The 22,848-nt window shown below is 74.7% G+C and carries 20 protein-coding genes; 10 read left to right on the top strand and 10 right to left on the bottom strand.

Features of this window, described 5'->3' with window-relative positions; all coding sequences use genetic code 11:
* Positions 1-25: 25 nt before the first annotated feature.
* Positions 26-1,450, top strand: coding sequence for a cytosine permease (locus AB0O36_RS22250; RefSeq protein ID WP_365113155.1), 1,425 nt, complete (start codon positions 26-28; stop codon positions 1,448-1,450).
* Positions 1,451-1,635: 185 nt separating this feature from the next.
* The gene (locus AB0O36_RS22245) at positions 1,636-3,285 is read left to right on the top strand and encodes an amidohydrolase (protein WP_365113152.1); all 1,650 of its coding nucleotides are present in this window, start codon (positions 1,636-1,638) and stop codon (positions 3,283-3,285) included.
* A 241-nt stretch (positions 3,286-3,526) separates the two neighbouring features.
* Here the strand turns inward: AB0O36_RS22245 and AB0O36_RS22240 are convergent, their stop codons facing one another.
* Entirely contained in the window at positions 3,527-4,591 is a 1,065-nt protein-coding gene (locus AB0O36_RS22240) for a DUF3533 domain-containing protein (RefSeq protein WP_365113149.1), read from the bottom strand.
* 255 nt (positions 4,592-4,846) lie between these two features.
* On the opposite strand from AB0O36_RS22240, the gene AB0O36_RS22235 reads away from it, so the two are divergent.
* The 3 genes from AB0O36_RS22235 (at position 4,847) to AB0O36_RS22225 (ending at position 10,737) form a co-directional block, all read left to right on the top strand.
* Positions 4,847-8,422, top strand: coding sequence for a DNA polymerase III subunit alpha (locus AB0O36_RS22235; RefSeq protein WP_365113146.1), 3,576 nt, complete (start codon positions 4,847-4,849; stop codon positions 8,420-8,422).
* 230 nt (positions 8,423-8,652) lie between these two features.
* On the top strand, positions 8,653-9,627 hold the full coding sequence (locus AB0O36_RS22230) for a hypothetical protein (RefSeq protein ID WP_365113311.1): 975 nt from the start codon (positions 8,653-8,655) through the stop codon (positions 9,625-9,627).
* A gap of 177 nt (positions 9,628-9,804) precedes the next feature.
* On the top strand, positions 9,805-10,737 hold the full coding sequence (locus tag AB0O36_RS22225) for an alpha/beta fold hydrolase (protein WP_365113143.1): 933 nt from the start codon (positions 9,805-9,807) through the stop codon (positions 10,735-10,737).
* A gap of 111 nt (positions 10,738-10,848) precedes the next feature.
* Here the strand turns inward: AB0O36_RS22225 and AB0O36_RS22220 are convergent, their stop codons facing one another.
* Both AB0O36_RS22220 and AB0O36_RS22215 read right to left on the bottom strand, forming a co-directional pair.
* A complete protein-coding gene (locus tag AB0O36_RS22220) occupies positions 10,849-11,946 on the bottom strand; it encodes a lytic polysaccharide monooxygenase (RefSeq protein WP_365113140.1) in 1,098 nt (365 codons plus the stop codon).
* 200 nt (positions 11,947-12,146) lie between these two features.
* A complete protein-coding gene (locus AB0O36_RS22215; RefSeq protein ID WP_365113137.1) occupies positions 12,147-12,527 on the bottom strand; it encodes a hypothetical protein in 381 nt (126 codons plus the stop codon).
* A 155-nt stretch (positions 12,528-12,682) separates the two neighbouring features.
* Between AB0O36_RS22215 and AB0O36_RS22210 the strand changes: the two genes are divergently transcribed.
* The gene (locus AB0O36_RS22210; RefSeq protein WP_365113134.1) at positions 12,683-13,144 is read left to right on the top strand and encodes a GNAT family N-acetyltransferase; all 462 of its coding nucleotides are present in this window, start codon (positions 12,683-12,685) and stop codon (positions 13,142-13,144) included.
* On the opposite strand, the gene AB0O36_RS22205 is transcribed toward AB0O36_RS22210, so the two are convergent.
* The gene (locus AB0O36_RS22205; RefSeq protein WP_365113309.1) at positions 13,120-13,608 is read right to left on the bottom strand and encodes a DUF402 domain-containing protein; all 489 of its coding nucleotides are present in this window, start codon (positions 13,606-13,608) and stop codon (positions 13,120-13,122) included. The two genes, AB0O36_RS22210 and AB0O36_RS22205, sit on opposite strands and share 25 nt — an antisense overlap.
* Positions 13,609-13,616: 8 nt before the next feature.
* Positions 13,617-14,552 (bottom strand): GNAT family N-acetyltransferase, encoded by a 936-nt coding sequence (locus AB0O36_RS22200; RefSeq protein ID WP_365113131.1) that lies wholly within the window; start codon positions 14,550-14,552, stop codon positions 13,617-13,619.
* Positions 14,553-14,634: 82 nt separating this feature from the next.
* Here AB0O36_RS22200 and AB0O36_RS22195 point away from each other — a divergent pair, with 82 nt between their 5' ends.
* Positions 14,635-15,021: a GntR family transcriptional regulator gene (locus tag AB0O36_RS22195; RefSeq protein WP_365113128.1), complete on the top strand. Its 387-nt coding sequence runs from the start codon at positions 14,635-14,637 to the stop codon at positions 15,019-15,021.
* Between the two features lie 210 nt (positions 15,022-15,231).
* Here AB0O36_RS22195 and AB0O36_RS22190 read toward each other — a convergent pair whose 3' ends face one another.
* Positions 15,232-16,365 carry a DUF5925 domain-containing protein gene (locus tag AB0O36_RS22190; RefSeq protein ID WP_365113308.1) on the bottom strand — a complete coding sequence of 378 codons (1,134 nt, stop codon included), beginning with the start codon at positions 16,363-16,365 and terminating at the stop codon, positions 15,232-15,234.
* Positions 16,366-16,626: 261 nt separating this feature from the next.
* Here AB0O36_RS22190 and AB0O36_RS22185 point away from each other — a divergent pair, with 261 nt between their 5' ends.
* Complete coding sequence (locus AB0O36_RS22185) at positions 16,627-17,433, top strand: SGNH/GDSL hydrolase family protein (RefSeq protein ID WP_365113125.1); 807 nt, start codon at positions 16,627-16,629, stop codon at positions 17,431-17,433.
* A 95-nt stretch (positions 17,434-17,528) separates the two neighbouring features.
* Here AB0O36_RS22185 and AB0O36_RS22180 read toward each other — a convergent pair whose 3' ends face one another.
* Positions 17,529-18,554 (bottom strand): serine/threonine-protein kinase, encoded by a 1,026-nt coding sequence (locus tag AB0O36_RS22180; protein WP_365113123.1) that lies wholly within the window; start codon positions 18,552-18,554, stop codon positions 17,529-17,531.
* 248 nt (positions 18,555-18,802) lie between these two features.
* Between AB0O36_RS22180 and AB0O36_RS22175 the strand changes: the two genes are divergently transcribed.
* Entirely contained in the window at positions 18,803-19,072 is a 270-nt protein-coding gene (locus tag AB0O36_RS22175; RefSeq protein ID WP_365113120.1) for a hypothetical protein, read from the top strand.
* Between the two features lie 39 nt (positions 19,073-19,111).
* Here the strand turns inward: AB0O36_RS22175 and AB0O36_RS22170 are convergent, their stop codons facing one another.
* The gene (locus AB0O36_RS22170) at positions 19,112-20,320 is read right to left on the bottom strand and encodes a CaiB/BaiF CoA-transferase family protein (protein ID WP_365113117.1); all 1,209 of its coding nucleotides are present in this window, start codon (positions 20,318-20,320) and stop codon (positions 19,112-19,114) included.
* Positions 20,321-20,526: 206 nt separating this feature from the next.
* On the bottom strand, positions 20,527-21,657 hold the full coding sequence (locus tag AB0O36_RS22165) for a type ISP restriction/modification enzyme (RefSeq protein WP_365113306.1): 1,131 nt from the start codon (positions 21,655-21,657) through the stop codon (positions 20,527-20,529).
* Between the two features lie 138 nt (positions 21,658-21,795).
* Between AB0O36_RS22165 and AB0O36_RS22160 the strand changes: the two genes are divergently transcribed.
* Positions 21,796-21,963, top strand: a complete 168-nt coding sequence (locus tag AB0O36_RS22160) for a hypothetical protein (protein WP_365113114.1) — start codon at positions 21,796-21,798, stop codon at positions 21,961-21,963.
* A 96-nt stretch (positions 21,964-22,059) separates the two neighbouring features.
* On the opposite strand, the gene AB0O36_RS22155 is transcribed toward AB0O36_RS22160, so the two are convergent.
* Positions 22,060-22,809, bottom strand: coding sequence for a GntR family transcriptional regulator (locus tag AB0O36_RS22155; protein ID WP_365113111.1), 750 nt, complete (start codon positions 22,807-22,809; stop codon positions 22,060-22,062).
* Positions 22,810-22,848: the final 39 nt, after the last annotated feature.

The following is a 22,848-nucleotide window of genomic DNA, read 5'->3' as shown; positions in this document are numbered from 1 at the left end:
TCGTGATCAGTTCAGAGGTGTGCGCATGAATGACGCGGTCGTCGCGGAAGACGGGGCCGGCCTGGACGGGGCCGGCCGGGACGAGGTCTTCAAGGTCGAGACGCACGGCATCGACCCGATCCCGGACGGGGAGCGCCACGGCAGCGCGAGGGACCTGTTCTGGCTCTGGTTCGGTTCCAACCTCACCTTCACCTACGTGATCAACGGCGCCCTCGCCGTGGCCTTCGGGCTCACCTTCTGGCAGGCCACCGCCGTGGTCGTGGCCAGCGGGCTCACCTTCCTCGTCATCAGCGCCGCCGGGCTGTCCGGCGTCCGCACCGGCACCGCCACCCTGGTGATCTCCCGTGCCGCCTTCGGTGTCCGCGGCAACCTCCCCGCCGGTGTCCTCAACTGGCTGGTCGGCATCGGGTACACCATCCTCAACACCGTGGTCGGCACCCTCGCCCTGGAGGTCTTCCTCGGCGACCTCGGCCTGATGCACGGCACCCCCGCCCGTGCCGTCGCCCTCGCCGTCACCCTCGCGCTGACCTTCGTCATCGCCCTGTGGGGCCACGCCACCGTCCAGTTCGCCGAGCGCTGGATGGCCTACGTGCTCGCCGTCGGCTTCGGCGCCCTGCTCGCCTTCCTGCTGCCCGGCGCCGACACCGCCGCCCCGGCGGCGGTCGTCCCGGGGGTGTCCGGCTGGAGCCTGGCCTTCGTGATCATGCTCGCGGCCCCGTTCTCGTACCTGCCGATGCCCGCCGACTACACCCGCTACCTGCCCCGCACCACCTCGCTGCGGTCGATCACCTGGTACGGCGCACTGGGCGGCTTCGTCTCCTCCGTGGCCCTGGGCGTCGCGGGCGTGGCCGCCGCCACCCAGACCGACATGACCGACGCCGTCGCCGGCACCGAGAACCTGCTGCCCGGCTGGTTCCAGCCGGTATTCCTGACCCTGGTCCTCGGCGGCTCCGTCACCAACTCGATCATCACCCTCTACTCCTCCAGCCTGAACCTGCAGGTCCTCGGCATCCCGTGGGACCGCGCCAAGGCCATCGTGGTCAGCGCCGCCATCACCGGGATCGGCTCGCTCGCCGCCCTCTTCCTCACCGACTTCACCACCGCACTCACCTCCTTCCTGTCCCTGCTGATCATCGTGTTCGCACCGTGGGGCGGCGTCTTCCTCGCCGACATGCTGCTGCGCCGCTGCCGCTACGACGACCACGCCCTGCACGCCGACGGGCCCGGGGGCGGCTACTGGTACCGGTCCGGCTACCACCCGGCGGGCATGGCCGCCCTCCTCGCCGGCATCGTCTTCGCCGCCCTGACCTGCGACTCCGAGCTGTGGACCGGCCCGCTGGTGGCCCCGCTCGGCGGGGCGGACCTCACCCTGCTCGGCTCGGTCGTCTCCGGCCTCACGTACTGGGCGCTGTACCGCGGGGCGCCCGACCGGACCGGGGCCGCAGCCTGACGGGGGCCTCCGCCTGACCGGGGCCCGCCCGACGGGGGCCCGCCCGACGGGGGCCCGCCCGACGGGGGCCCGCCCGGCCGGGGCCTCCGCCTGACCGGAGCCCCCGGCCGGGGCCCCGCCTGCCGGGTCCCGTGGGCCTGGCCCCTCGCCACCACCACCCTCCCCTCATCACAGGAGCACCACCCATGAACGTCCCCGCCGACCTGCTGCTCACCGGCGCCCGGATCCACACCGTCGACCCGGAGCTGCCCGAGGCCGAGGCCCTCGCGGTGCGCGACGGCCGCATCGTCTGGGTCGGCCCGGACAGCGAGGCCGGACACTGGGCCGGACCGGACACCGAGCGGATCGACGCGGCCGGCCGGCTGGTCCTCCCCGGCTTCGTCGACGCCCACAACCACGTCAGGCTCGGCTCCGACGACGCCTGCGTGCAGCTGGCCGGGGCCCGCAGCCTGGCCGAGATCCACGAGCGGATCCGGGCCTGGCACTCCGCCCACCCGGACGCCGAATGGATCGAGGCCGAGGCGTTCGACTACTCGGCGATCGCCGGCGGGCGGATGCCGTGCGCCGCCGACCTGGACCCGGTCACCGGGGACACCCCCGCGATCGTGCTCTCGTACGACGTGCACACGGCCTGGCTGAACACGGCCGCGCTGCGCCGGCTGGGCGTCGGCCGCGACCGTACGGACCTGCCGTTCGGCACGGCCGAGACGGACCCGGAGACGGGTGAACCCACCGGATTCGTCAAGGACTTCGCGATCAAGGGGCTGTCCCGCGACGGCCACCGGGCACTGCGCGCGCTCGGCGTGCCGTGGGCGTCCCCGGACCGGCAGTACGGGCGGCTCGCCAAGTCCCTGGACGACGCGATCGGTTACGGCATCACCACCGTGGTCGAACCGCAGAACTCCCTGGACGACCTCGAACTCTTCGAGCGGGCCCGGGAGGAGGGGCGGCTGCGCTCGCGGATCGTCGCGGCGCTGTTCCACCCGCGCGGCACGACCGACGCCGACCTGGACGAATTCGCCCGCGCGGCGGAGCGGTTCGATGACGACCGGCTGCGGGTCGGGCCGCTCAAGCTGTACATCGACGACGTGGTGGAGCCGCGTACGGCGGCGCTGCTGGAGCCGTACGCGCGCGGCTGCGGGCAGCACCGGGGGGAGACCTTCTACCCGCCGGAGGAGTTCGACGGACTGCTCGCCAAGCTGGACGCGCGGGGCTTCCAGTGCTTCGTCCACGCGACCGGCGACCGGGGCATCCGGACGGTGCTCGACGCGGTGGAGCACGCGCGGGAGGTGAACGGCCCCCGGGACGCGCGCCACCAGGTGGTGCACGTGGAGTGCCTGGACCCGGCGGACGTGCCGCGGTTCGCGGAGCTCGGGGTGGTGGCGTGCATGCAGCCCAGGCACTGCGCGCCGGAGATCGCCGGGCCGGGCCAGGACTGGGCGGAGAACGTGGGCGAGGGGCGCTGGCACAAGGCGTGGCCGATGCGGAGCCTTGCCGGGGCGGGCGCGGTGCTGGCGTTCTCCAGTGACTGGAACGTGGCCGAGATGGACCCGATGATCGGCATCTACACGGCGGTCACCCGGCGGCCGCTGGCCGGCGACGGGCCGGCCTGGCGGCCGGAGGAGACCGTGGACGTGGCCACCGCGGTGCACGGCTACACGATGGGCTCCGCCTACGCGAACTTCCTGGAGGACGAGCGGGGCTCGCTGACGGTCGGCAAGCTCGCCGACTTCGTCGTCCTGTCCCGCGACATCTTCGCCGTCCCGGCGGACGAGATCCCGGGCACGGTCGCGGAAACGGTCGTGGTCGGCGGCGAGATCGTCCACCGCGCGTAGCGCAGCCCTGCGGGGGCGGACGGGCCCGCCGTGCGGAGCGGAGCCCCGCCCTGCCGTGTCCAATCTGCGGCTCCGCCGCGTGGCATGGCCTGCGGCCCGGACCCGCCCCCCGGTTCGGGGCGACCCGGCCCGTCCGTACCGGGCCTGCGGGCCGTCGCAGGCCGGTCGCTCAGTTCCCCACGCCCCTGGCGGGGCATGGGTGGAGCCCCGCTCGCGGGGGCCGGGGCCGGGCCGACCCCTGTCAGGGGAGGCGGGGGGTCGGGCCGCGGTCGGGGGGCGCGGGGAGGCCGCTGCCCACGGGGGCGCCGCCGCGCCCATGGCGGGAGACCGCGCACGCCATCGTCACCACCGAGCCGAGCACCGCCCAGCCCGCCAGCACGAGCATCGGCCCGCCGGCCCCGTTCCCCTTGAAGTACGCGATGGACCGGGCCGCGTACGTACCCGCCCCCGGCGGCAGCGCCGGCCCGATGGCCCGCCAGAACGGCGGGAGGAGCGGGTACGGGTAGGCGCCGCCCGCGCTCGGGTTGCCCAGGACCACCACGAGCAGGATGGCCAGGCCGATGCCGACCACGCCGGCCACCCCCTGCAGGGCCAGCGTGATCGCGCCCACCGCGAAGACGACCAGCGCCCCGAGCCCCCACAGGGCCCAGATGCTGCCGGGCAGCGCGTCCAGCACCGGCCCCGCGATCAACGCGCCGAGCAGTCCGGCCACGACCGCGTACACGAGCAGCGTGCCGAGCCGGATGACCCCGCGGGCGGTGTTCGCGGGCCGGGCCCCGGCGCTGATCGCGAGGATCGCGGCACACAGGTAGCCGCCCACGGACCACCCCACCACCAGGTAGAACGCGGACAGCCCGCGGGCGTCGCCGGCGGCGGCGGGGGCCACGTCGACCACCCGGACCGCACGGCCCTGGGCCTTCTCGGCCGCGCCGACGACCAGCTCCAGCGCCTGGGACAGCGAGGCGCCCGCGCCGCTCGCGACCAGCAGCCGGTCGGTCTGCCCGGCCGGGTCGATGATCAGGGCGCCGTCCACGTCCCGGTTCCTGACCTGGCTCAGGGCCGCCGCCTCGTTGGCGACCGCCCGCGGGTCGAGCGGATCTCCGGGCAGCGCGGCCAGCTTTTCCACCGACAGGGCGGTGATCCGGGGCGCCGGGGAGGCCACGGCGATCGGGATCTCGCTCGGCTTCGGCTGGTGGAAGGCACCGATGTACGAGGTGATGAAGGCGAGCTGGAGCGCCAGCACCCCGACCACCAGCACTGCGGCGCGTACGGTCACCGCGTCCTTGATCTCGGCGAGGAAGGTCATGTCCTCACGCTGGGCGGGGCGGGGGAGGGCCGCAGCAGGGGCGAACCGAACGGGTGAATGCGGGACGTACCGGGCCGCTCGGGGGGCGATCGGGGCGTGATCGGCGGGTGGTCGGGGGTGGTCGGGGGTGATCGCCGGGTGTTCTCGGGTCACTCGGATGGTCGAACAAACGTTTCGTACGGGCATTCGAATTGGTCTATGGTGGAGAGACGGGGAGTCCGGCCATGGGGGTACCGAGGGAAGCAGGAGGCGCGGGTGGCTTGTTTCACGCATCTGCACACCGTTTCCGGGTTCTCCATGCGCTACGGAGCCTCCCACCCGGAACGGCTGGCGGAGCGCGCCGCCGAGCGGGGCATGGACGCCCTCGCGCTCACCGACCGCGACACCCTCGCGGGCGCCGTACGGTTCGCCAAGGCGTGTGCGAAGGCCGGCATCCGCCCCCTGTTCGGCGTGGACCTCGCCGTGCCGGACCATGACCGCGACCACGACCGCACCGCCGGCACCGGTGTCGGCACGGGCACCGGCGCGGGCACCGGCACCGGGCACGACTCCGCCACCCAGCGCCGCCGCACCCCCGTCAAGGGCGGTGCCTTCCTCGACGAATCCGCCCACCGGGCCGTCTTCCTCGCCCGCGACGGCGCCGCCGGCTGGGCCGAGCTGTGCCGGCTGGTCACCGCCGCCCACGCCCGCGGGGCGGACGTGCCGCAGCTGGAGTGGCCGGAGCTGCGCGGCGGCACCGGGGTGTTCGTCCTGCTCGGCCCCGGCTCGGAGGTGGGCCGTGCGCTCGCCGCCGGACGGCCGGACCGGGCGGGCCGGCTGCTCGCGCCCTGGCGCGAGGTCTACGGCGACGCGCTGCGGCTGGAGGCCGTGCACCACGGGCGGACCGGGACCGGCCCCGGCTCGCTGCGGCTGGCCGCCCGTACCGTCGGCTTCGCCGCCGAGCAGGGCATCACCGCCGTCCTGACCAACGCGGTCCGGTACGCCGACCCGGGCCAGGGGCCGGTCGCGGACGTGCTCGACGCCGCCCGCCGGCTCGTGCCCGTCGACCCCCGCAGGCCGCTCGACAGCGGCGAGCGCTGGCTCAAGGGGGCCGAGGCGATGGCCGGCTCCGCCGAGGCGGTCGCCCGCGCCGCCGGTCTGCGCCCCGCCGACGCGCGCCGCCTGCTGGAGGACACCCGGCGCACCGCCGAGGCGTGCACGGTCGATCCCGAGGACGACCTCGGCATGGGCTCGGTGCACTTCCCCGAGCCCTGGCTGGTCGGGGCGGCCCACCGCACCGCCCAGCGGGTCCTGGAGTCGCGGGCCGGCGCCGGGATGGTGCTGCGCGGCTACGCCGGCCGCCGGGAGTACTGGGACCGGATGCGCGACGAGCTCGACATCATCGCCCACCACGGATACGCCACCTATTTCCTGACGGTCGCCCAAGTCGTCGACGATGTGCGGAAGATGGGCATCAGGGTGGCGGCCCGCGGGTCCGGAGCCGGCTCCCTGGTCAACCACCTGCTCGGGATCGCGGCGGCCGACCCGGTCGAACACGGCCTGCTGATGGAGCGGTTCCTGTCCAAGCGGCGCCCGGTGCTGCCCGACATCGACATCGACGTGGAGTCCGCCCGGCGGCTGGAGGTCTACCGGGAGATCATCGGCCGGTTCGGCGCCGAGCGCGTCGCCACTGTCGCCATGCCCGAGACCTACCGGGTCCGGCACGCCATCCGGGACGTCGGCGCCGCCCTGTCCATGGACCCGGCCGTCACCGACCGGCTGGCCAAGGCCTTCCCGCACATCCGGGCCCGTGACGCCCGCGCCGCCCTGCAGGAGCTCCCCGAGCTGCGCGACGTACGCGCCGAACAGGAGAGGCACGGCTTCGGCCGGCTGTGGGAGCTGGTGGAGGCCCTGGACGCGCTGCCGCGCGGGGTCGCCATGCACCCGTGCGGGGTGCTGCTCTCCGACGCCTCGCTGCTCGCCCGCACCCCGGTGGTGCCCACCAGCGGCGAGGGCTTCCCCATGTCCCAGTTCGACAAGGACGACGTGGAGGACCTCGGCCTGCTGAAGCTGGACGTGCTGGGCGTCCGGATGCAGTCGGCGATGGCGCACGCCGTGGACGAGGTCCGGCGGGCCACGGGCCGGCGGCTGGACCTGGACGACCCGGCGCAGGTGCCGCCGGGCGACCGGGCCACGTACGAGCTGATCCGCTCGGCCGAGACGCTGGGCTGCTTCCAGATCGAGTCGCCGGGCCAGCGCGACCTGGTGGGCCGGCTCCAGCCGGCCACGTTCCACGACCTGGTCGTGGACATCTCCCTGTTCCGGCCCGGACCGGTGGCCGCCGACATGGTCCGGCCGTTCATCGAGGCCCGGCACGGGCGGGCGCCCGCCCGCTACCCGCACGAGGACCTGGCGGCGGCGCTGCGCGAGACCTACGGGGTGGTGGTCTTCCACGAGCAGGTCATCGAGATCGTGCACGTGATGACCGGCTGCGGGCGGGACGAGGCCGACCGGGTGCGGCGCGGGCTCTCCGACCCGGAGTCGCAGGGCCGGATCAAGGTCTGGTTCGCGGGCCGGGCGGCGGAGCGGGGGTACGCGCCCGAGGTGGTCGCCCGTACCTGGGAGATCGTCGAGGCGTTCGGCAGCTACGGCTTCTGCAAGGCGCACGCGGTGGCCTTCGCCGTGCCGACCTACCAGTCGGCCTGGCTCAAGGCGCACCACCCGGCCGCCTTCTACGCCGGGCTGCTCACCCACGACCCGGGCATGTACCCGAAGCGGCTGCTGCTGGCGGACGCGCGGCGGCGCGGGGTTCCGGTGCTGCCGCTGGACGTGAACCGGTCCGCGGTCACCCACCGCATCGAACTGGTGTCCGACGCCGCCCGCCCCTCCGGCGTGTGGGGCCTCCGGCTCGCCCTGGGCGACGTCCACGGCATCAGCGGCGCGGAGGCGGAGCGGATCGAGGCGGGACAGCCCTACGCCTCCCTGCGCGACTTCTGGGACCGGGCGCACCCGGGCCGTCCGGTGGCCGAACGGCTGGCCCAGGTCGGCGCGTTGGACGCGTTCGGGGCCAACCGCCGGGACCTGCTGCTGCACTTGTCCGAACTGCACGGCGCACAGCGGGCGGCGGCTGCCGCCCGCCCCGAAGTGGCGGCGCGTCAACTCCCGCTGGACGGCGGCCGTTCCACCGCCCGGATCGGCCTGCCCGATCTCAACGAGGCCGAGCGGCTCAGCGCCGAGCTCGGCGTGCTCGGCATGGACGCGTCCCGGCACCTGATGGCGGACCACCACGCCTTCCTCGCCGAACTGGGCGTGGTCCCGGCACGGTCGCTGCGGGACACCGAACACGGCCGGACCGTACTGGTCGCGGGCGCCAAGGCGGCCACCCAGACCCCGCCGATCCGCTCCGGCCGCCGGGTCATCTTCACCACCCTGGACGACGGCACCGGCCTGGTCGACCTGGCCTTCTTCGACGACAGCCACGAGGCGTGCGCGCACACCGTGTTCCACTCCTTCCTGCTGCTGGTCCGCGGGGTCGTGCAGCGCCGGGGCCCGCAGAGCCTGAGCGTGGTCGGCGCGGCCGCGTGGAACCTCGCCGAGCTGGTGGAACTGCGCGCGTCGGGCGGGCTGGACGCGGTCGCCGCCCGGCTGGCGGCGCCGGCCGCCTCAGGCGGCGATGGCCACGGCAATGGCCATGGCGGTTCCGGCGCGGCTGCCGGCCAGGTGGACACGGGACGCCGCATCGAGCTGCCGACCGGCTACCGCATGAACCCCTGGGCGGACCTCCAGCCGGCCGGCGAGGGCACGCAGACCCCGCGCAAGCTGTGGCACTCCAGCCCGGGGAGCGCGGGATGACCGCCGCTGCCCTGCGGGCGACACCCCCCTCACCCGCCGGCGGGCAGGGGCGCGGGGAACTGCGCGACCAGCCACAACGGCGCCGCGGGCCGAATCCGACCGGACCGCCCCGGACAGGCGGCGGGGTCCGGGACGAAGCCCCGGTTTCGGGATGGGGGTCCCCCCGGCGAAACGAGGGGGAAGGCGGGGAGGGGACACGGCCCCGCGCAGCGGACGGACCCGCGGCCGTACTGTGCCTCCGGTTCCGGCCACTGGACGGCAGCCCGCTCGGCACGGCCGCGTACGCCGGACTGCTCGGCACGATCGGGGAGGTCACCCCCGCCGTGCAGGCGCTCCCGCCCGACGGCGCCCTCGCCGACGTCCGCGGAGCCTTCCGCTACTTCGGCCGGGACGCGGCCGGGCTGGCCGCGGTCATCCGGGTCCGGGCGCTCGCCCTGTACGGCGTGGACTGCGTCATCGGTGCCGCAGGCAACCCCATGCTGGCCCGGATGGCCGCCCGCGAGGCCGCCCCCGGCCGGACCCTGGTGCTGCCCGACGACCCCGCCGCCGTACGGGAGTTCCTCGCCCCCCGGCCCGCCGTCGCACTGGACGGCATCGGCCCGAAGGCCGCCCGCACCCTGGCCTCGTACGGCCTGGACTCCGTCGGCCGGATCGCCGGCGTCCCGCTCGCCACCCTCCAGCGGATCCTCGGCACCCGGGCGGGCCGCGAAGCGTACGACCGGGCCCGCGGCATCGACCGGACCCCGGTGGTGCCCGGCGCGGCCGAACGCTCGCTCAGTGCCGAACGGGCCTTCGGTCACGACGAGCTGGACCCCGCCGAGCAGCGCCGGGCACTGCTCTCCCTCACCGAGGAGCTCGGCGTCCGGCTGCGCGACCGGGGGCAGGTCTGCCGTTCCCTGTCGCTGACCGTGCGCTGTGCCGACCGTACGGGCCTCACCCGGGACCGGGTGCTGGGCGAACCCACCGCGCACTCCGCCGCCCTGACCGCCACCGCGTACGGAATCCATGCCGCGCTGGGTCTGCAGCGGGCCCGGGTGCGCGCCCTGACGCTGCGGGCCGAGGGGCTCGTGGCGGCCGAACGGGCCGCCCACCAGCTGAGTCTGGACCCGGAGGACGACAAGGCCCGCCGGATCGAGGCGGTGGCGGACCGGCTCCGCGCACGGTTCGGTCCGGCCGCCGTCACCCGGGGCACCCTCGCCGCGTAGTGCCGCTTCCGGCCGCTCGTACGTGGCCGGAGACCGTCTCGACACGACGATTCTTTACTGACGCGTAACTTCCAACCTTTGCTACTCGCCCGTAATTTGACGAGTGGTAACACCCTGGTGATCCGGATCACAGGCATCCCCGCCCCCACATGCCATGAGCCGCAAGGAGATCACCCCATGCTGCCCTGGAGACGCCTGCTCCGCCCGCTCGCCGCCCTCACGCTCGCGATCGGCGCCTTCGCCCCCACCGCCACGGCCTCGGCCGCCGCCCCGGCTTCGACCGCCACCGCCTCGGCGGCCACCGCACAGACCGCCGACGCACAGACCACCGACGTACAGACCGCCGCCGTCAGCAGCGGCTGGAACAACTGGTCCTGCAAGCCCTCGGCCGCGCACCCGCGGCCCGTGGTCCTCGTCCACGGCACCTTCGGCAACTCGGTCGACAACTGGCTCGGCCTCGCCCCGTACCTGGTGAACCGCGGGTACTGCGTCTACTCGCTCGACTACGGGCAACTGCCCGGCGTGCCCTTCTTCCACGGCCTCGGCGCCGTCGACCAGTCCGCCGAACAGCTCCGCGTGTTCGTCGACCGGGTGCTCGCCGCCACCGGTGCCGCCGAGACCGACCTCATCGGCCACTCCCAGGGCGGCATGATGCCGCGCTACTACCTGAAGTTCCTGGGCGGCGCCGACAAGGTCAACGCGCTGGTCGGGCTCGCCCCCTCCAACCACGGGACCACGCTCCTGGGCCTCACCAAACTGCTGCCCTACTTCCCCGGGGCGGAGGACCTGATCAGTGAGAAGACCCCCGGGCTCGCCGACCAGATCGCCGGCTCGCCCTTCCAGAACAGGCTCAACGCCGGCGGTGACACCGTCCCCGGCGTCAGCTACACCGTCATCTCCACCCGGTACGACCAGGTGGTCACCCCGTACCGCAGCCAGTTCCTGGACGGCCCGAACGTACGCAACGTGGTCCTGCAGGACCTCTGCCCGGTGGACCTCTCCGAGCACGTCGCCATCGGGCTGACGGACCGGATCGCCTGGCACGAGGCGCTCAACGCGCTCGACCCGGCGCACGCCGAACGGACCACCTGCGCCTCGGTCTTCGACTGACGCCCAGGCGGCCCGTACCTCGGGTTCGTACGCCGGGTCTGTACGCCGGGCCCGTACGCCGGGCCCGGCTTACGGGCCGACTGCCCCGGCGCGCGGGCCCGGACCCCGGCGTCAGCGTCCGTGCCGCCCACCGGCGGCACGGCGGCGGGCCAGCCCGAACAGCACGGCCGCCCCGACCGCGAGGGTCCCCGCTCCGGCGATCGCGATCGCCGGGGTGGAGCCGTCGCCGCCGGTCCGGGCCAGGTCACCGGTCCCGCCGGAGGAGGACTCCTCGGCCGCCACCGTCGAGGTCGAGGCCAGCGGGGTGGGGGAGCCCCCGTGGGCGCCGTGGCCGCCGTGGCCGTGTGAGTCCCCCGTGGGAGTGGCGGGCGCGCCCGGAGTGGCGGGGGTCTGCGGGCCGGTGGTCGAGGTCGGCTGCCCGCTCGGCCGCCCGCTCGGACGGGTGGAGGGCTTCGTACCGGGCTTCGTGGTCGGCCCGCCGCTGGGCTGCGGGCCCGGACCGGTCCCGTCGTCCTTCCCGAACACCACGTCCGAGCAGGTGTAGAACGCCTCGGGGCTGTCCGACCGCTGCCAGATGCTGTAGATCAGGTGGCGGCCGGACTTCTTCGGCACGGTGCCGGTGAACACGTAGTCGCCGCCGCTCATCCGCGGGTCGGTGACCGTGACGAACGGTTTCGCCTCCAGGTCGGACCACTTCAGCGGCTTCGACGGGTCGTAGCCGTCCTTGGTGACGTACAGGGCGAAGGTGCCCTTGTGCGGAGCGGTCCCCTTGTAGCGGAAGGTGTGCGCTCCGGCCGTCATGGGGGAGGCCGGCCAGTCACCGCGGGCCAGGTCCAGGCCCCGGTACTTGTCCCGGCCCGCCGAGCACAGCTTGCCGTCCGGGATCAGCGACTTGTGCCGGCCGGCCGCGTCGCCGATGTTCACCTCGTTCCAGTCGTAGAACGCCTGCGCCCCGCTCGCCCGGACCGCCGCCTTGCAGGCCGCGGACTTCGGCGACTCCGGCCCCTCCGCGTAGCAGGTGGCCACCCGGCTCACCGGGTCGGTCATCGAACCGTGCGCGACGGCCGGCACGGCGGCGGTGGCCGCGAGCGCGAGCGGGGCGAGACCGAGGGCGGCGAGGCGCGCCGCAGTACGGCGTACGGAGGCGGTCGCGACGGCCGGTGCGGTGGACGCGGCAGACACGGCGGGCGCGGTCGGGACGGACGGCATGGGCGTTCTCCTTGTGGGCTGCACATGGTTCGGGGGCCGGCCCGAAGGGCTGAGCGGCGCCGCCCCCCTGTTGCATTCGCGGCGCCGCTTCCGGCCTTCCCTGGCCCGCCCAAACTAGCCACTCCAAAAGGCCGTTCCGCCTGCTCGAAGCCCCTCCAGCCGATCTTTAGGGTTCACTTAAGGCCGCCATAGGCAGGGCCTCAGGTGACGGCCGCCGGAGGGGCGGTCGGGCCACGTGGGCTGAACGCGGCGGCCGCCCCGGTGGGTGGGACGAAGTCGACCTCCCTGTCGTCCGAGTTCCCGCGCACCGCCATCTCCTTGAGGCCGGCGGCCGCCAGCCCGTCGCACGCCGTGCCGCTGTCCTTGGCGCACTGCCGCCGTGCCACGTCCCCGTCTCCCACCTGTGCGTCAGGGCCGACGAAGACGTCGCCGAGGCTCTCGTTGGTCGGCAGGACCGTACGGATGTCCTCGGCGGACAGCGCGCGCGAGGCGGTGCCCTTTCCGTCGCCGCCCCAGGCGCTGCCCGAGGCTCCGCCCGAGGCCGGTTCCCCGTCGCCCCCACAGCCGGTCAGCGCCGCCATCAGTGCCACTCCGCACGCAGTCCCCCGTACGACGGCCTTCACTGCGCACTCCATTCGTTCTCGAACAACTTGATCATGCACACCCAATCGCCACCGGGCAGCCGGCCGGCTTCGGGGGGTGAAGCCGGTCGGGCAGTGGGTTGTAGCGTGCCCGCATGATCATCGAGACAGTGTCAGAGCCCCGGCGGGCCGTTGCCGCGGACGTGTCCGCCGTGCGGGCCGTGACCGATGCCGCGTACCGCCACTACATCGAGCGGATCGGGATCCGGCCCGCGCCGATGGACGCCGACCACGCCGCCGAGGTCGCCGCCGGGCACGTCTTCGTGCTCGGCGAACCCGTGGTGGGCCTGGTGGTGCTGGTGCCGCGGGAGGACCACCTCTTCCTGGACAGCGTGGCCGTCCACCCGGACGCCCACGGCACCGGGCTGGGCCGGATCCTGCTCGGGTTCGCCGAGACCCGCGCCCGTGCGCTGGGCCTGCCCGAGATCCGGCTCTACACCAACGCCCTGATGTGGGAGAACCGGCGCCTCTACCCGCGCTGCGGGTACGAGTTCACCGAACGGCGCGTGGACGGCCCCTACGACCGCCTCCACTACCGCAAGCCGGTCAGCGCGTAGCCGCCCTCCGCCAGGGCGAGGCGCTCCAGCTCGTCCAGCGCGGCCAGTGCCCGCCGGGCCGCCTCCGGGTCGCGTCCGGCGAGCCCGCTCCCGGCGAACTCGTCCTCGTCCAGCCGCAGTACCTCGGAGCCGTCGGCGGAGACCCACAGGTCCAGGTCGAGGTCCTCGACCACGATCTCGCCGGCGGCCGTGTCCACCACCGCCGGGCGGGTGATGTCGCAGTACCAGCCCTTGAGCTCGCCCGCGCCGGTCCGGACCTCCTTGACGGCGTACCAGCGGTCGCGCCAGTAGTGCTCGACGAACACGTCGCCCGGTTCGAACCGTACGAAGCCGAAGTCGCGGACCCCCGGGGCCGCCCAGGGGGCGCGTACGCAGACGCGGCACCCGTCGTCCTCGACCAGCTCCGCCTCGTAACGGATCTTCGTACGTCCGCCCTTGACCAGGGCTATCTCGATCACGCTCATGACTGCGGTCACTCTCCCAGTTTCTTCGTGCAGCGCGTCTCGGTCGCGCAGATCTCGTATCCGAACCAGCGGTTGATCGCGAGCATCGGGTCGTTCCCGCTGTCGTTGCCGGTGAACGCCTCCGTGTAGCCGGCCGCCCGGGCCCGGTGCAGGGAGGCCGCCTTGGCGAGCTTGGCCAGGCCGCGGCCGCGGTGGGCGCGGACCGTGCCGGTCATCGCGGAGCCGTAGCGGGTGGCGCCGTCCGTCCGGGCGGCGCTGAACGCGGCCACCTCGCCGTCCACCAGGGCCACCATGGTCAGTTCCCGGTCCAGGGTGGGGTCGTTCCAGGTGTGCCGGAGCCAGTCCTCGTAGTCGGTCAACTCCGCGCCGACGTCGCTCGGTTCGTCGGCGGTGGCCTCGGCGTCGGCGGCGAACAGCGGGCGCGGATCGGCGGCGAAGGCCGACGCGGGCCGCAGTTCGACCCCGGCCGGCAGCTCGGGGACCGGGGGCAGGGCGCGGGCCGCGAGGTCCAGCCGGAGGAAGTGCGCGGACCGGCTGCGGCGGTAGCCGCGGCGCTCGGCGAAGGCGCGGTTGACGGGCTCGTCCAGCACCCAGGCGTACACGTCGGTGGCCCCCTCGGCGGCGAGGTACGCCTCGGCGGTGCGGACCAGGGCCCCGCCGGCTCCCAGGCCCCGGCGGGCCGGGTCGACGTAGGGGTTGACGAAGGACCGGCCGGGCTCGGGGCTCTCGTAGGCGATGCCGGCCTGGGCGGTGCCGATGACCTCCCCGTCCGCGGTCTCGGCGACGAGTACGCGGTACCGCTGCGCGGGGTTGGCGCCGGCCAGGTCGAACCGGATGCCCTCCGCCGTGGCGATCATGAACGGCAGGGCGGCCCGCCGGACCCGCACCACGGCCTCGACGTCCGCGGGGTCGTCGGGGCGGAGATCACGTACCAGAACAGTCATGGGACGGACGCTACGCACGGGACGGGCCGCCGTGCCCCCGAATTTCCCCCCGACGGCGCCCCGATGGAGCAGAATCCGGGGTGTGACCTCGACGAATCTGAAGATCGACATTTCCGGAGCGCCAGGCTCCGCCGCTCCGTACGAGCAGCTGCGCGCGCAGATCGCGGAGCAGGCGCGGTCGGGGGCGCTCCCGGCCGGCTTCAAGCTGCCGACGGTGCGCGGCCTGGCGGAGGAACTGGGTCTGGCGGCGAACACGGTGGCGAAGGCGTACCGGGCGCTGGAGGCGGACGGGGTGATCGAGACGCGCGGGCGGAACGGCACGTTCGTCGCGGCGGCGGGGGACGCGGCGGCGCGCGAGGCTGCGGGCGCGGCGCAGGCGTACGCGGAGCGCGCGCACCGGCTCGGCCTGGTCTTCGACGAAGCGCTGGCCGCGGCGCACGCCGCGCTCCGCTCCCGCTACGGGCAGTAGCCCGGCCCGGCTGCCGTACGCCGCCGCGGCGGGGCTGGGCGGCCGTACGCCGCTGCCGTGTGGGGCTCGCGCCGTTCACACGGCCGTGTGGGCAGGCGTGCCGCAGGGGGGACCCCCATCGCCCCGCGGAACGCCTGCCCACACCTCGGCGGAGCCGGCGCCCGGACCTCGGCGGGGACGCGCCCACTGCATCCGCCGAGCGGAGCGCAGCTACAGGTACAGCCCCGCCGCCGGGCCGTGTGGTTGGGGCGGGAGGACCGCCGCCGGTCCCGTTCCGCGTCGCAGGGCGAAGAGTTCGGCCAGCGTCGCGCCCTCGCGCGAGATGCCCTCCTCCGTGCCCAGCCAGTCCACCGCCTCGCCGTGGGTGAGCTTGCCGACCTCGATTCGGGCCAGGCACCGCCCCGGCCGTACCACCGCGGGGTGGAGGCGTTCCAGGTCCTCGTTGGTGGTGACGCCGACCAGGACGTTGCGGCCCTGCCCCAGCAGGCCGTCCGTGAGGTTCAGCAGCCGGGACAGCGCCTGCCCGGCGGTGTGCCGGGCCTCCCCGCGGATCAGCTCGTCGCAGTCCTCCAGGAGCAGCAGCCGCCAGCGCCCCTTGGTGGTGCCCTCGTCCTCCCCGATGGCGATGTCCATCAGGTACCCGACGTCGTTGAACAGCCGCTCCGGATCCAGCACGCAGTCCACCTGGCACCAGTCCCGCCACGACCGGGCCAGGGTGCGCAGCGCCGAGGTCTTGCCCGTGCCCGGCGGCCCGTGGAGCAGCAGCAGACGGCCCGCGATGTCGTCCGGGGTGATCTTCATCAGCCGGTCCATCGCCCCGGCCACCGGCGCGGTGTAGTTCGCCCGCACCTCCGCCCAGGTCCCGGCGCCGATCTGACGCGTCGTACGGTACGGGCCGCGCCTGGGAGAGACGTACCAGAAGCCCATGGTGACGTTCTCCGGCTGCGGTTCGGGCTCGTCCTGCGCGCCCTCCGTCGCCTCGCCGAGCACCCGCTCCGCCAGCTCGTCGCTGACCGCGGTCACCGTCACGTCCGCGCCCCGGCTCCAGCGGGACACCAGCATCGTCCAGCCCTCGCCCTCCGCGAGGGTGGCGCTGCGGTCGGTGTCGCGCGCCGCGCGCAGCACGGTTGCGGCGGGCGGCAGCAGGGTGGCGCCGGCCTTGACCCGCTCGATGGTGACGCTGTGCGAGTACGGCTGCTCGCCGGAGGCGAACCGGCCGAGGAACAGGGCGTCGACCACGTCCGAGGGCGAATCGCTGTCGTCGACGGTGAGCCGGATCGGCAGGGCGTTGCGGGGGTCGCGGTCGCGGTCGGGGTCGCGGTCGCTCGGCGGGGGGCCCGGCATGTCGCCCGGAGTGTCTGGCATGGCGCCCATGATCCGGCACGGACTGCCCTCGTGCACCCGTGTTTCCGGGGTTCGTTCGCCGGATCGGGTGCGTGACTTCCCTCTTCAAACGCTTCGCGGGTGAAGATTCCGCCCCCGCCCCCACGCCATGTCCTCGCCGAAGATTCTTGGCATGGACACTTCCTGAAGCCCCCGGCTCCCGGTACGACGGACGAGACGAGCCACCCACTCGTCGGTCAACCCCCACAAGGAGCCGCACTCATGAGATTGTCGCGCTTCGCTTCCTTAACCTCGGCACTGCTCCTGGCCGCCGGAGCAGCCCTGTTCGGCGCCGGTACGGCCGCCGCCGCACCCCAGGCCGACTTCGGCTACGTCGCACTCGGCGACTCGTACTCCTCCGGCGTCGGCGCCGGCAGCTACGACGGCGCCAGCGGCGACTGCAAGCGGACCCCGCGCGCGTACCCGGCGCTGTGGGCCGCCGCCCACTCCCCGCAGACCTTCTCCTTCACCGCCTGCTCGGGCGCCCGGACGGGTGACGTCCTGGCCAACCAGCTCGGCCCGCTCAACAGCGGCACCGACCTGGTCAGCATCACCGTCGGCGGCAACGACGCCGGATTCTCCGACGTCATGACGACCTGTGTGCTGCAGTCCGAGTCCTCCTGCGTCAGCCGCGTCAACCAGGCCAAGGCGTACGTCGACACCACCCTGCCCGGCAAGCTCGACCAGGTCTACAACGCCATCCGGGCCAAGGCCCCGTCCGCCCGCGTGGTCGTCATCGGCTATCCGCGCTTCTACAAGCTGGGCGGCAGCTGCATCGCCGGTCTCAGCGAGGGTGAGCGGACCGCCATCAACGGCGCGGCCGACCATCTGAACGCCGCGGTCGCCAAGCGGGCCGCCGACCACGGGTTCGCCTTCGCATCCGTCGTCGGCGCCTTCACCGGCCACGAGATCTGTTCCGGCAGCGCGTGGCTGCACAGCCTCAACTGGACCAACATCGGCGAGTCGTACCACCCGACCGCGGCCGGCCACTCCGGCGGCTACCTGCCCGTCTTCACCAACGCCGCCTGAGCCCCCGCCTGAGCCCCCGGCGGGGCGTCCGCGCAGTGCGGAGCGCCGCGCAGCGTGGAGCGTCCGCTCAACGCGAGGCGTCCGCGCCCCGCTCCTCAGGTCACCAGCAGCCAGATCAGCGCCACCAGCGCGGCCAGCAGCACCAGCACCCCGGCCGTGAGCACCAGACCGGCCCGGCGCGGCACCGCCCCCTCGGGCGGCGCCGTCGCCGGGGCGCCACCACCGGGGCTGCCGGCACCACCGGCACCACCGTCCCGCTCGCTCCCGGCGGCCGCGCCGGCGCCGCCGCCGGGCCCGGACTCCGGCCCGCCGGAGGCCCGTACGGTCCCGCCCGCGCCCACCACCCGCAGCATCCGGGCGGCCTCCGCGGCCGGCAGCCGGTCCGCGGGATCCGCCCGCAACAGCCCCTCCAGTACGGGCGCCAGCGGGCCCGCCCGGTGCGCCCCGGCCGCCACCGGACCCGCTCCGTCGCGCGGTGGCGGGCTCCCCTCGACCGCCGTCCAGAGCAGTGCGCCCAGCGACCACAGGTCCGACTCGGGGCCCGGGGCCCGGCCGGCGAGCCGCTCCGGGGCGAGGAACGCGGTCCCCGAGGAGTTCGACCGGGCCATCCCGAAGTCGCCCAGCATCACCCGGCCGTCGTTGCCGACCAGGACGTTGCCCGGTTTGACGTCCCGGTGCAGCACCCCCGCCTCGTGCGCGGAGCACAGCGCGACCAGCAGCTGCTCCCCGAGGTGCGCGACCCGCTGCGGCGGCAGCGGCCCGTCCGCCGCCAGCACCTCGGCCAGGGACAGCCCCCGGACCAGTTCCATCACGATCCACGGCCGGCCGCCCTCGGTGACCACGTCGTGCACCCGGACCACCCCGCGGTGCGAGACCTGCGCCGCGGCCCTGGCCTCCCGCTCCAGCCGGGCGTACAGCCGCCGGGCGTCCACCGGGTCCGTCCCGGCCGGCACCCGGACCTCCTTGACCGCGACCTCCCGCCCCAGGCTCTCGTCGCGGGCCCGCCACACCAGGTCGGTGGTGCCCTCGCCCAGGGGCTCCAGCAGCCGGTAGCGGCTGCCCAGGACCCGCTCCGTCCCGCCCGGCCGTGCGTCCGGATCCCGGCTCAGATCTCCGCCCATACGAGGCCCCCCGTGGGTAGCGGTCCGATCACTCCACGTTATACCGGTTCGTCGGTCGTGGCGCCGGTCGTGCCAAAACTCGCCGAACAGTCCGGTTTGTGCGGAGAGTAACGGATGACTCCACTGAGTAACCGTCAACTCCCGCACGAAACAGGGGTAATTCACACGACCGGGATACCCGACTGCGACGCCGGGGCGATAGGGTTAACCTGCCCGGGCCGGGTGCCTTCTTACGGGTGGGGAGAGACATGGAACAGATAGCAATGCGCAGCAGGCCACCTCGTGTGCCTGCCATCACCTGCGGCAGCAGCGCGACCAGCTCGCGCCTCGACCGTCACCTCGCTGTGCTCGGCGGCCCCGCCGTCCCGCAGCGCGAGGCGGCCGAGGCGACCCTGCTGATGCGTGAACTGACCTCGCGCGACCACACGCACGTCCAGCGGAGCCGCAGCGCACGCGTCGCGCTGTTCGCCCCGCTGCGCCGACTGCGTCGTACGCTCCTCGGCAGCCGCCGCTCGTAACGGTCCGGCTGCATCCGGCACACACCTCCGTCCCAGGCCTCAGGCGACCACACCGTCCCGGCGCAGCGCCGTGATCTGCGTCTCCGTCATCCCCAGGGAGCGCAGCAACGCGTCGGTGTGTTCGCCGAGCGCTGGCACCGCGCCCATGCGCGGTGCCGCGCCGCCCGGCAGCCCGATCGGCGGCAGCAGGGCCCGCAGCGGCCCGGCCGGGGAGTCCACCTCCCGCCAGCGGTCCCGTGCCGCCAGCTGGGGGTGTCCCGCCAGGTCCGCAACCGAGTTGAGGCGGGCGCAGGCGATCCCCGCCGCCTCCAGGCGGCCGATCGCCTCCGTCGTGCCCAGCCCGGCCAGGGCCTCCGCCACCACCGCGTCGGTCTTCTCCCGGTTCGCGGTCCGCGCCGGGTTCGTCGCGTACGCCGCATCCCCGGCCAACTCGGGCCGCCCCAGCACCTGTTCGGCCAGCCGGCGCCACTCCCGGTCGTTCTGCACGGAGAGCAGCACCTCGCCGCCGTCCGCCGTCCGGTACGCGTCGTACGGGGCGATCACCGCATGCCCCAGCCCGGTCCGGGCCGGCTGCTCCCCGCCGTGCATGGTGTGGTGCAGCGGATGCCCCATCCACTCGGCCAGCGCGTCCAGCATCGACACCTCCACCGGCCCGCCGCGCCCGGTCGTCCCGCGCCGCAGCAGCGCCGCGAGCACCCCCGAGAACGCGTACATCGCCGCGGCGATGTCGGCCGCCGGGATGCCCGCCTTGACCGGACGGTCCGGGGTGCCGGTCACCGAGACCAGTCCGGCCTCGCACTGCACGAGCATGTCGTAGGCCCGCTTGTGCGCGTACGGGCCCTCCGGGCCGTAGCCCGAGATGTCCACGGCGACCAGCCGCGGGTGGCGCGCGGTGAGCGCGGCGGCGTCCAGACCGAGCCGGGCCGCCGCCCCGTGCGCGAGGTTCTGCACGAAGACGTCGGCTCCGGAGACCAGCTGCTCCAGCACCTCGCGGCCGCGCGGCTCCTTCAGGTCGAGGGCGATCGATTCCTTCCCCCGGTTGGCCCACACGAAGTGCGAGGCCAGGCCGTGGGCCGCGGTGTCGTAGCCGCGCGCGAAGTCGCCGCCGTCGGGGCGTTCCACCTTGACCACGCGGGCGCCGAGGTCGGCGAGCTGGCGGGTGGCGAAGGGGGCGGAGACGGCCTGTTCCACGGCGACGACGGTGATGCCGTCCAGCGGGAGGGGCTGCGGAACCGGTTCGGTGGGCATGGGGCCTGCCTACCGGGTGGGACGGGGGGTTGTCACCCCCCGAGTGGCCGCCCCCTGCCCGCAGGCGGGGCCGGTCCGTGGGCGATGCGCCCCTGTGGCAGGGCGAACCGCCCGGCTGCGGCGGGGCGAACCGCTCGCCTGCAGGCGGGAGATCCGCCCGGCTGCAGCAGGGCGAACCGCCGCCCACAGCAAGGCGAACCACCCGCCTACAGCAGGGCGATCTGCCCGCCCGGGCCCTCCTCGCGGTGGTCCAGGACCGAGGCCGGCCGCCGCGTCCGCCGCGGCGGCGGCAGGACGCCCGCCGCCGCCAGCTCCGCCGCCGTGATCTCCGCCCCCGGGGTGAACGCGGCCCGCTCCGGCGCCAGTCCGGCCAGCAGGGACAAGGTGGTGATCAGGCCCAGCAGCTCCGAGGTCCACGCCTGCGGCCACTCGGCCGGGCCGAACGCCTCCAGGCCGTCCGCCGTCCGGTAGGCGGTCCGGGCCGCGAACCACCCCTCCAGCACCCGGACGCCGCGCTCCTCGTACGCCCACGCCTCCGCCGGCACCGGTGCGATCCGCCCGCCGCCGAGGTGCAGGGTCTCCGTCTCCGCGTCGTACGCCGGCCCCTCCGGCCGGGCCGGGAGCGCGGCGCGGACGTAGGGGCGCCGCCCGCCCGGCAGCCTCGGGGGCTCCCCGCCCGAAGCCCCGGCCCACGCCCGGGCCCCGCGCAGCCGCACCGTCAGGATGCGGCGCCCCAGCTCCACCCCGGCCCGCCAGCGCCCGGGGTCGGCCGCGAGCGGGACCTCGTACCCGCGCGGGCCGGGCCGGCCGGCGGCCAGCACCCAGGCGAGCACCTCCTCCGCGGTCACCCCGGTCCCGTGGCGCCCGCCCAGGAAGGCGAGCAGGCCCGGCGCCAGGTTCGGCTCGGTGCCGCCGGGACGGCGGTGCAGCGGCCGGACCCGGCCCGGCCGCCCGGCCGGCAGATGGACGGTGACCAGGGGCTCGGCCTCCAGCACGAACAGCTGGTGCCCGTCCAAGACCCGCCACAGCTCCGGCCGGGCCGCGTCGATGACCCGCTGGTCGGGCAGCAGCCACTCCTCGTGGAACGGCCCGGTCAGCACCCGCACCGGCTCCGGGCACGCCCCGGGGGCCTGCGCGAAGGGGCCCGTCCCGGCCCGCTGCCCGGGCAGCGCCGCCGCTCCGGCGGCCGGCGTACGGGCCCGGCTCGGCCGGAACAGCCGCTCGTGCTCCGCACCCCCGGCGGCGGTCAGTGCAGCCCAGCGGGCCCGCAGGGTCGCAGGATCGGCGGCGGCCGGCCAGGACCGGCCCAGCCGCAGCGGAGCCACCGACCAGGGCATCAGATCGTCCAGCAGGGGCGCGTCCGTCGTCACCCGCCAGATGGTAGGGGGGAGCGGTGGACCTGTCCGGGTGACCCCGGAGCGTTACGCTCGTTTTGTGGGCACATGTTCCGACCGGTCCGACCGAGGAGGGCGGCCATGAGCCAGTACGACGAATACTCGACCCCGTCCCAGGCCGAAGGAGAGCGCCTGGACGAGGACATGGACGAGAAGGAGTACCGGGAACACCACCACCCCGACGTCAAGCGGACCACGCCCTCCCAGGCCGAGGGCGAGCGGGCCGCGGAGTCGGACGAGGAGTCCTGACCGGGCGACGCCGACCGCGGGACCCCGAGCCGCAAGACACCGCGCCGCCGAGCCCGCGGGGCCCGCCGGAACCCCGGACTCCAAGAACGGCCGACGTCAGTGCGCGTCGACCGTCACCGTGAAGGAGAACCGGTCGCCGCGGTAGCGGATCCGTGCGACGTCCACCACCCGGCCGTCCTCGTCGTACGTCACGCCCGTGTAGTGCAGGATCGGGCTGAGCAGCGGTACCTCCAGCAGCTCCGCCGTGACCGGGTCGGCCAGCCGGGCCTCCACGGTGTCGGTGATGCGGCTGATCCGCACCCCCACCACGTCCCGGAGCACCTTGGTCATCGGCCAGCGCTCCAGATCGGCCACGTCCACCGCCCCGGCCAGCTCCGGGAGCACCGCGTTCTCCGCCCAGTTCGTCGGCTCGCCGGTGGTCCCGTCGCGGCGCAGCCGCCGGTACGTGACCACCTCGGCGGCGTCCGGGAAGTACTCGGCGAGGTCCCCCGGCACCGGTCCCGGCCCGTGCCCGAGGACCGTGGTGAGCTCGCCGGACTGCTGGGCCACGATCGCGTCGACCGAGCCCAGCAGCCGTACCGGCGCGCCGCGCTGCGCCCCCGGCTCGATGAAGGTGCCGCGCCGCCGGTGCCGGGTGATCAGCCCCTCCTGCTCCAGCTCCTTCAGCGCCTGCCGCATGGTCAGCACGCTCACCCCGTAGTGCCCGGCCAGCTGCTCCTCGGTGGGCAGGCGCAGCGAGGCGTCCGGGGTGCGCCCCAGTATCGAGGCGCGCAGGGACTGCGACACCTGGTACCAGAGCGGCAGCTTCCGGTTGAGCACCAGTGAGTCGGGGGCGAAGGCGGTCACGGGGATTTCTCCGTACGGGTGGGGCGTCGTGCAGGAATC

The organism is Streptomyces sp. NPDC089799, assembly GCF_040684755.1.
Lineage (GTDB): Bacteria > Actinomycetota > Actinomycetes > Streptomycetales > Streptomycetaceae > Streptomyces.
The sequence above is the reverse complement of the archived record's forward strand: the minus strand, read 5'-3'. Positions and strand labels throughout refer to the sequence as shown.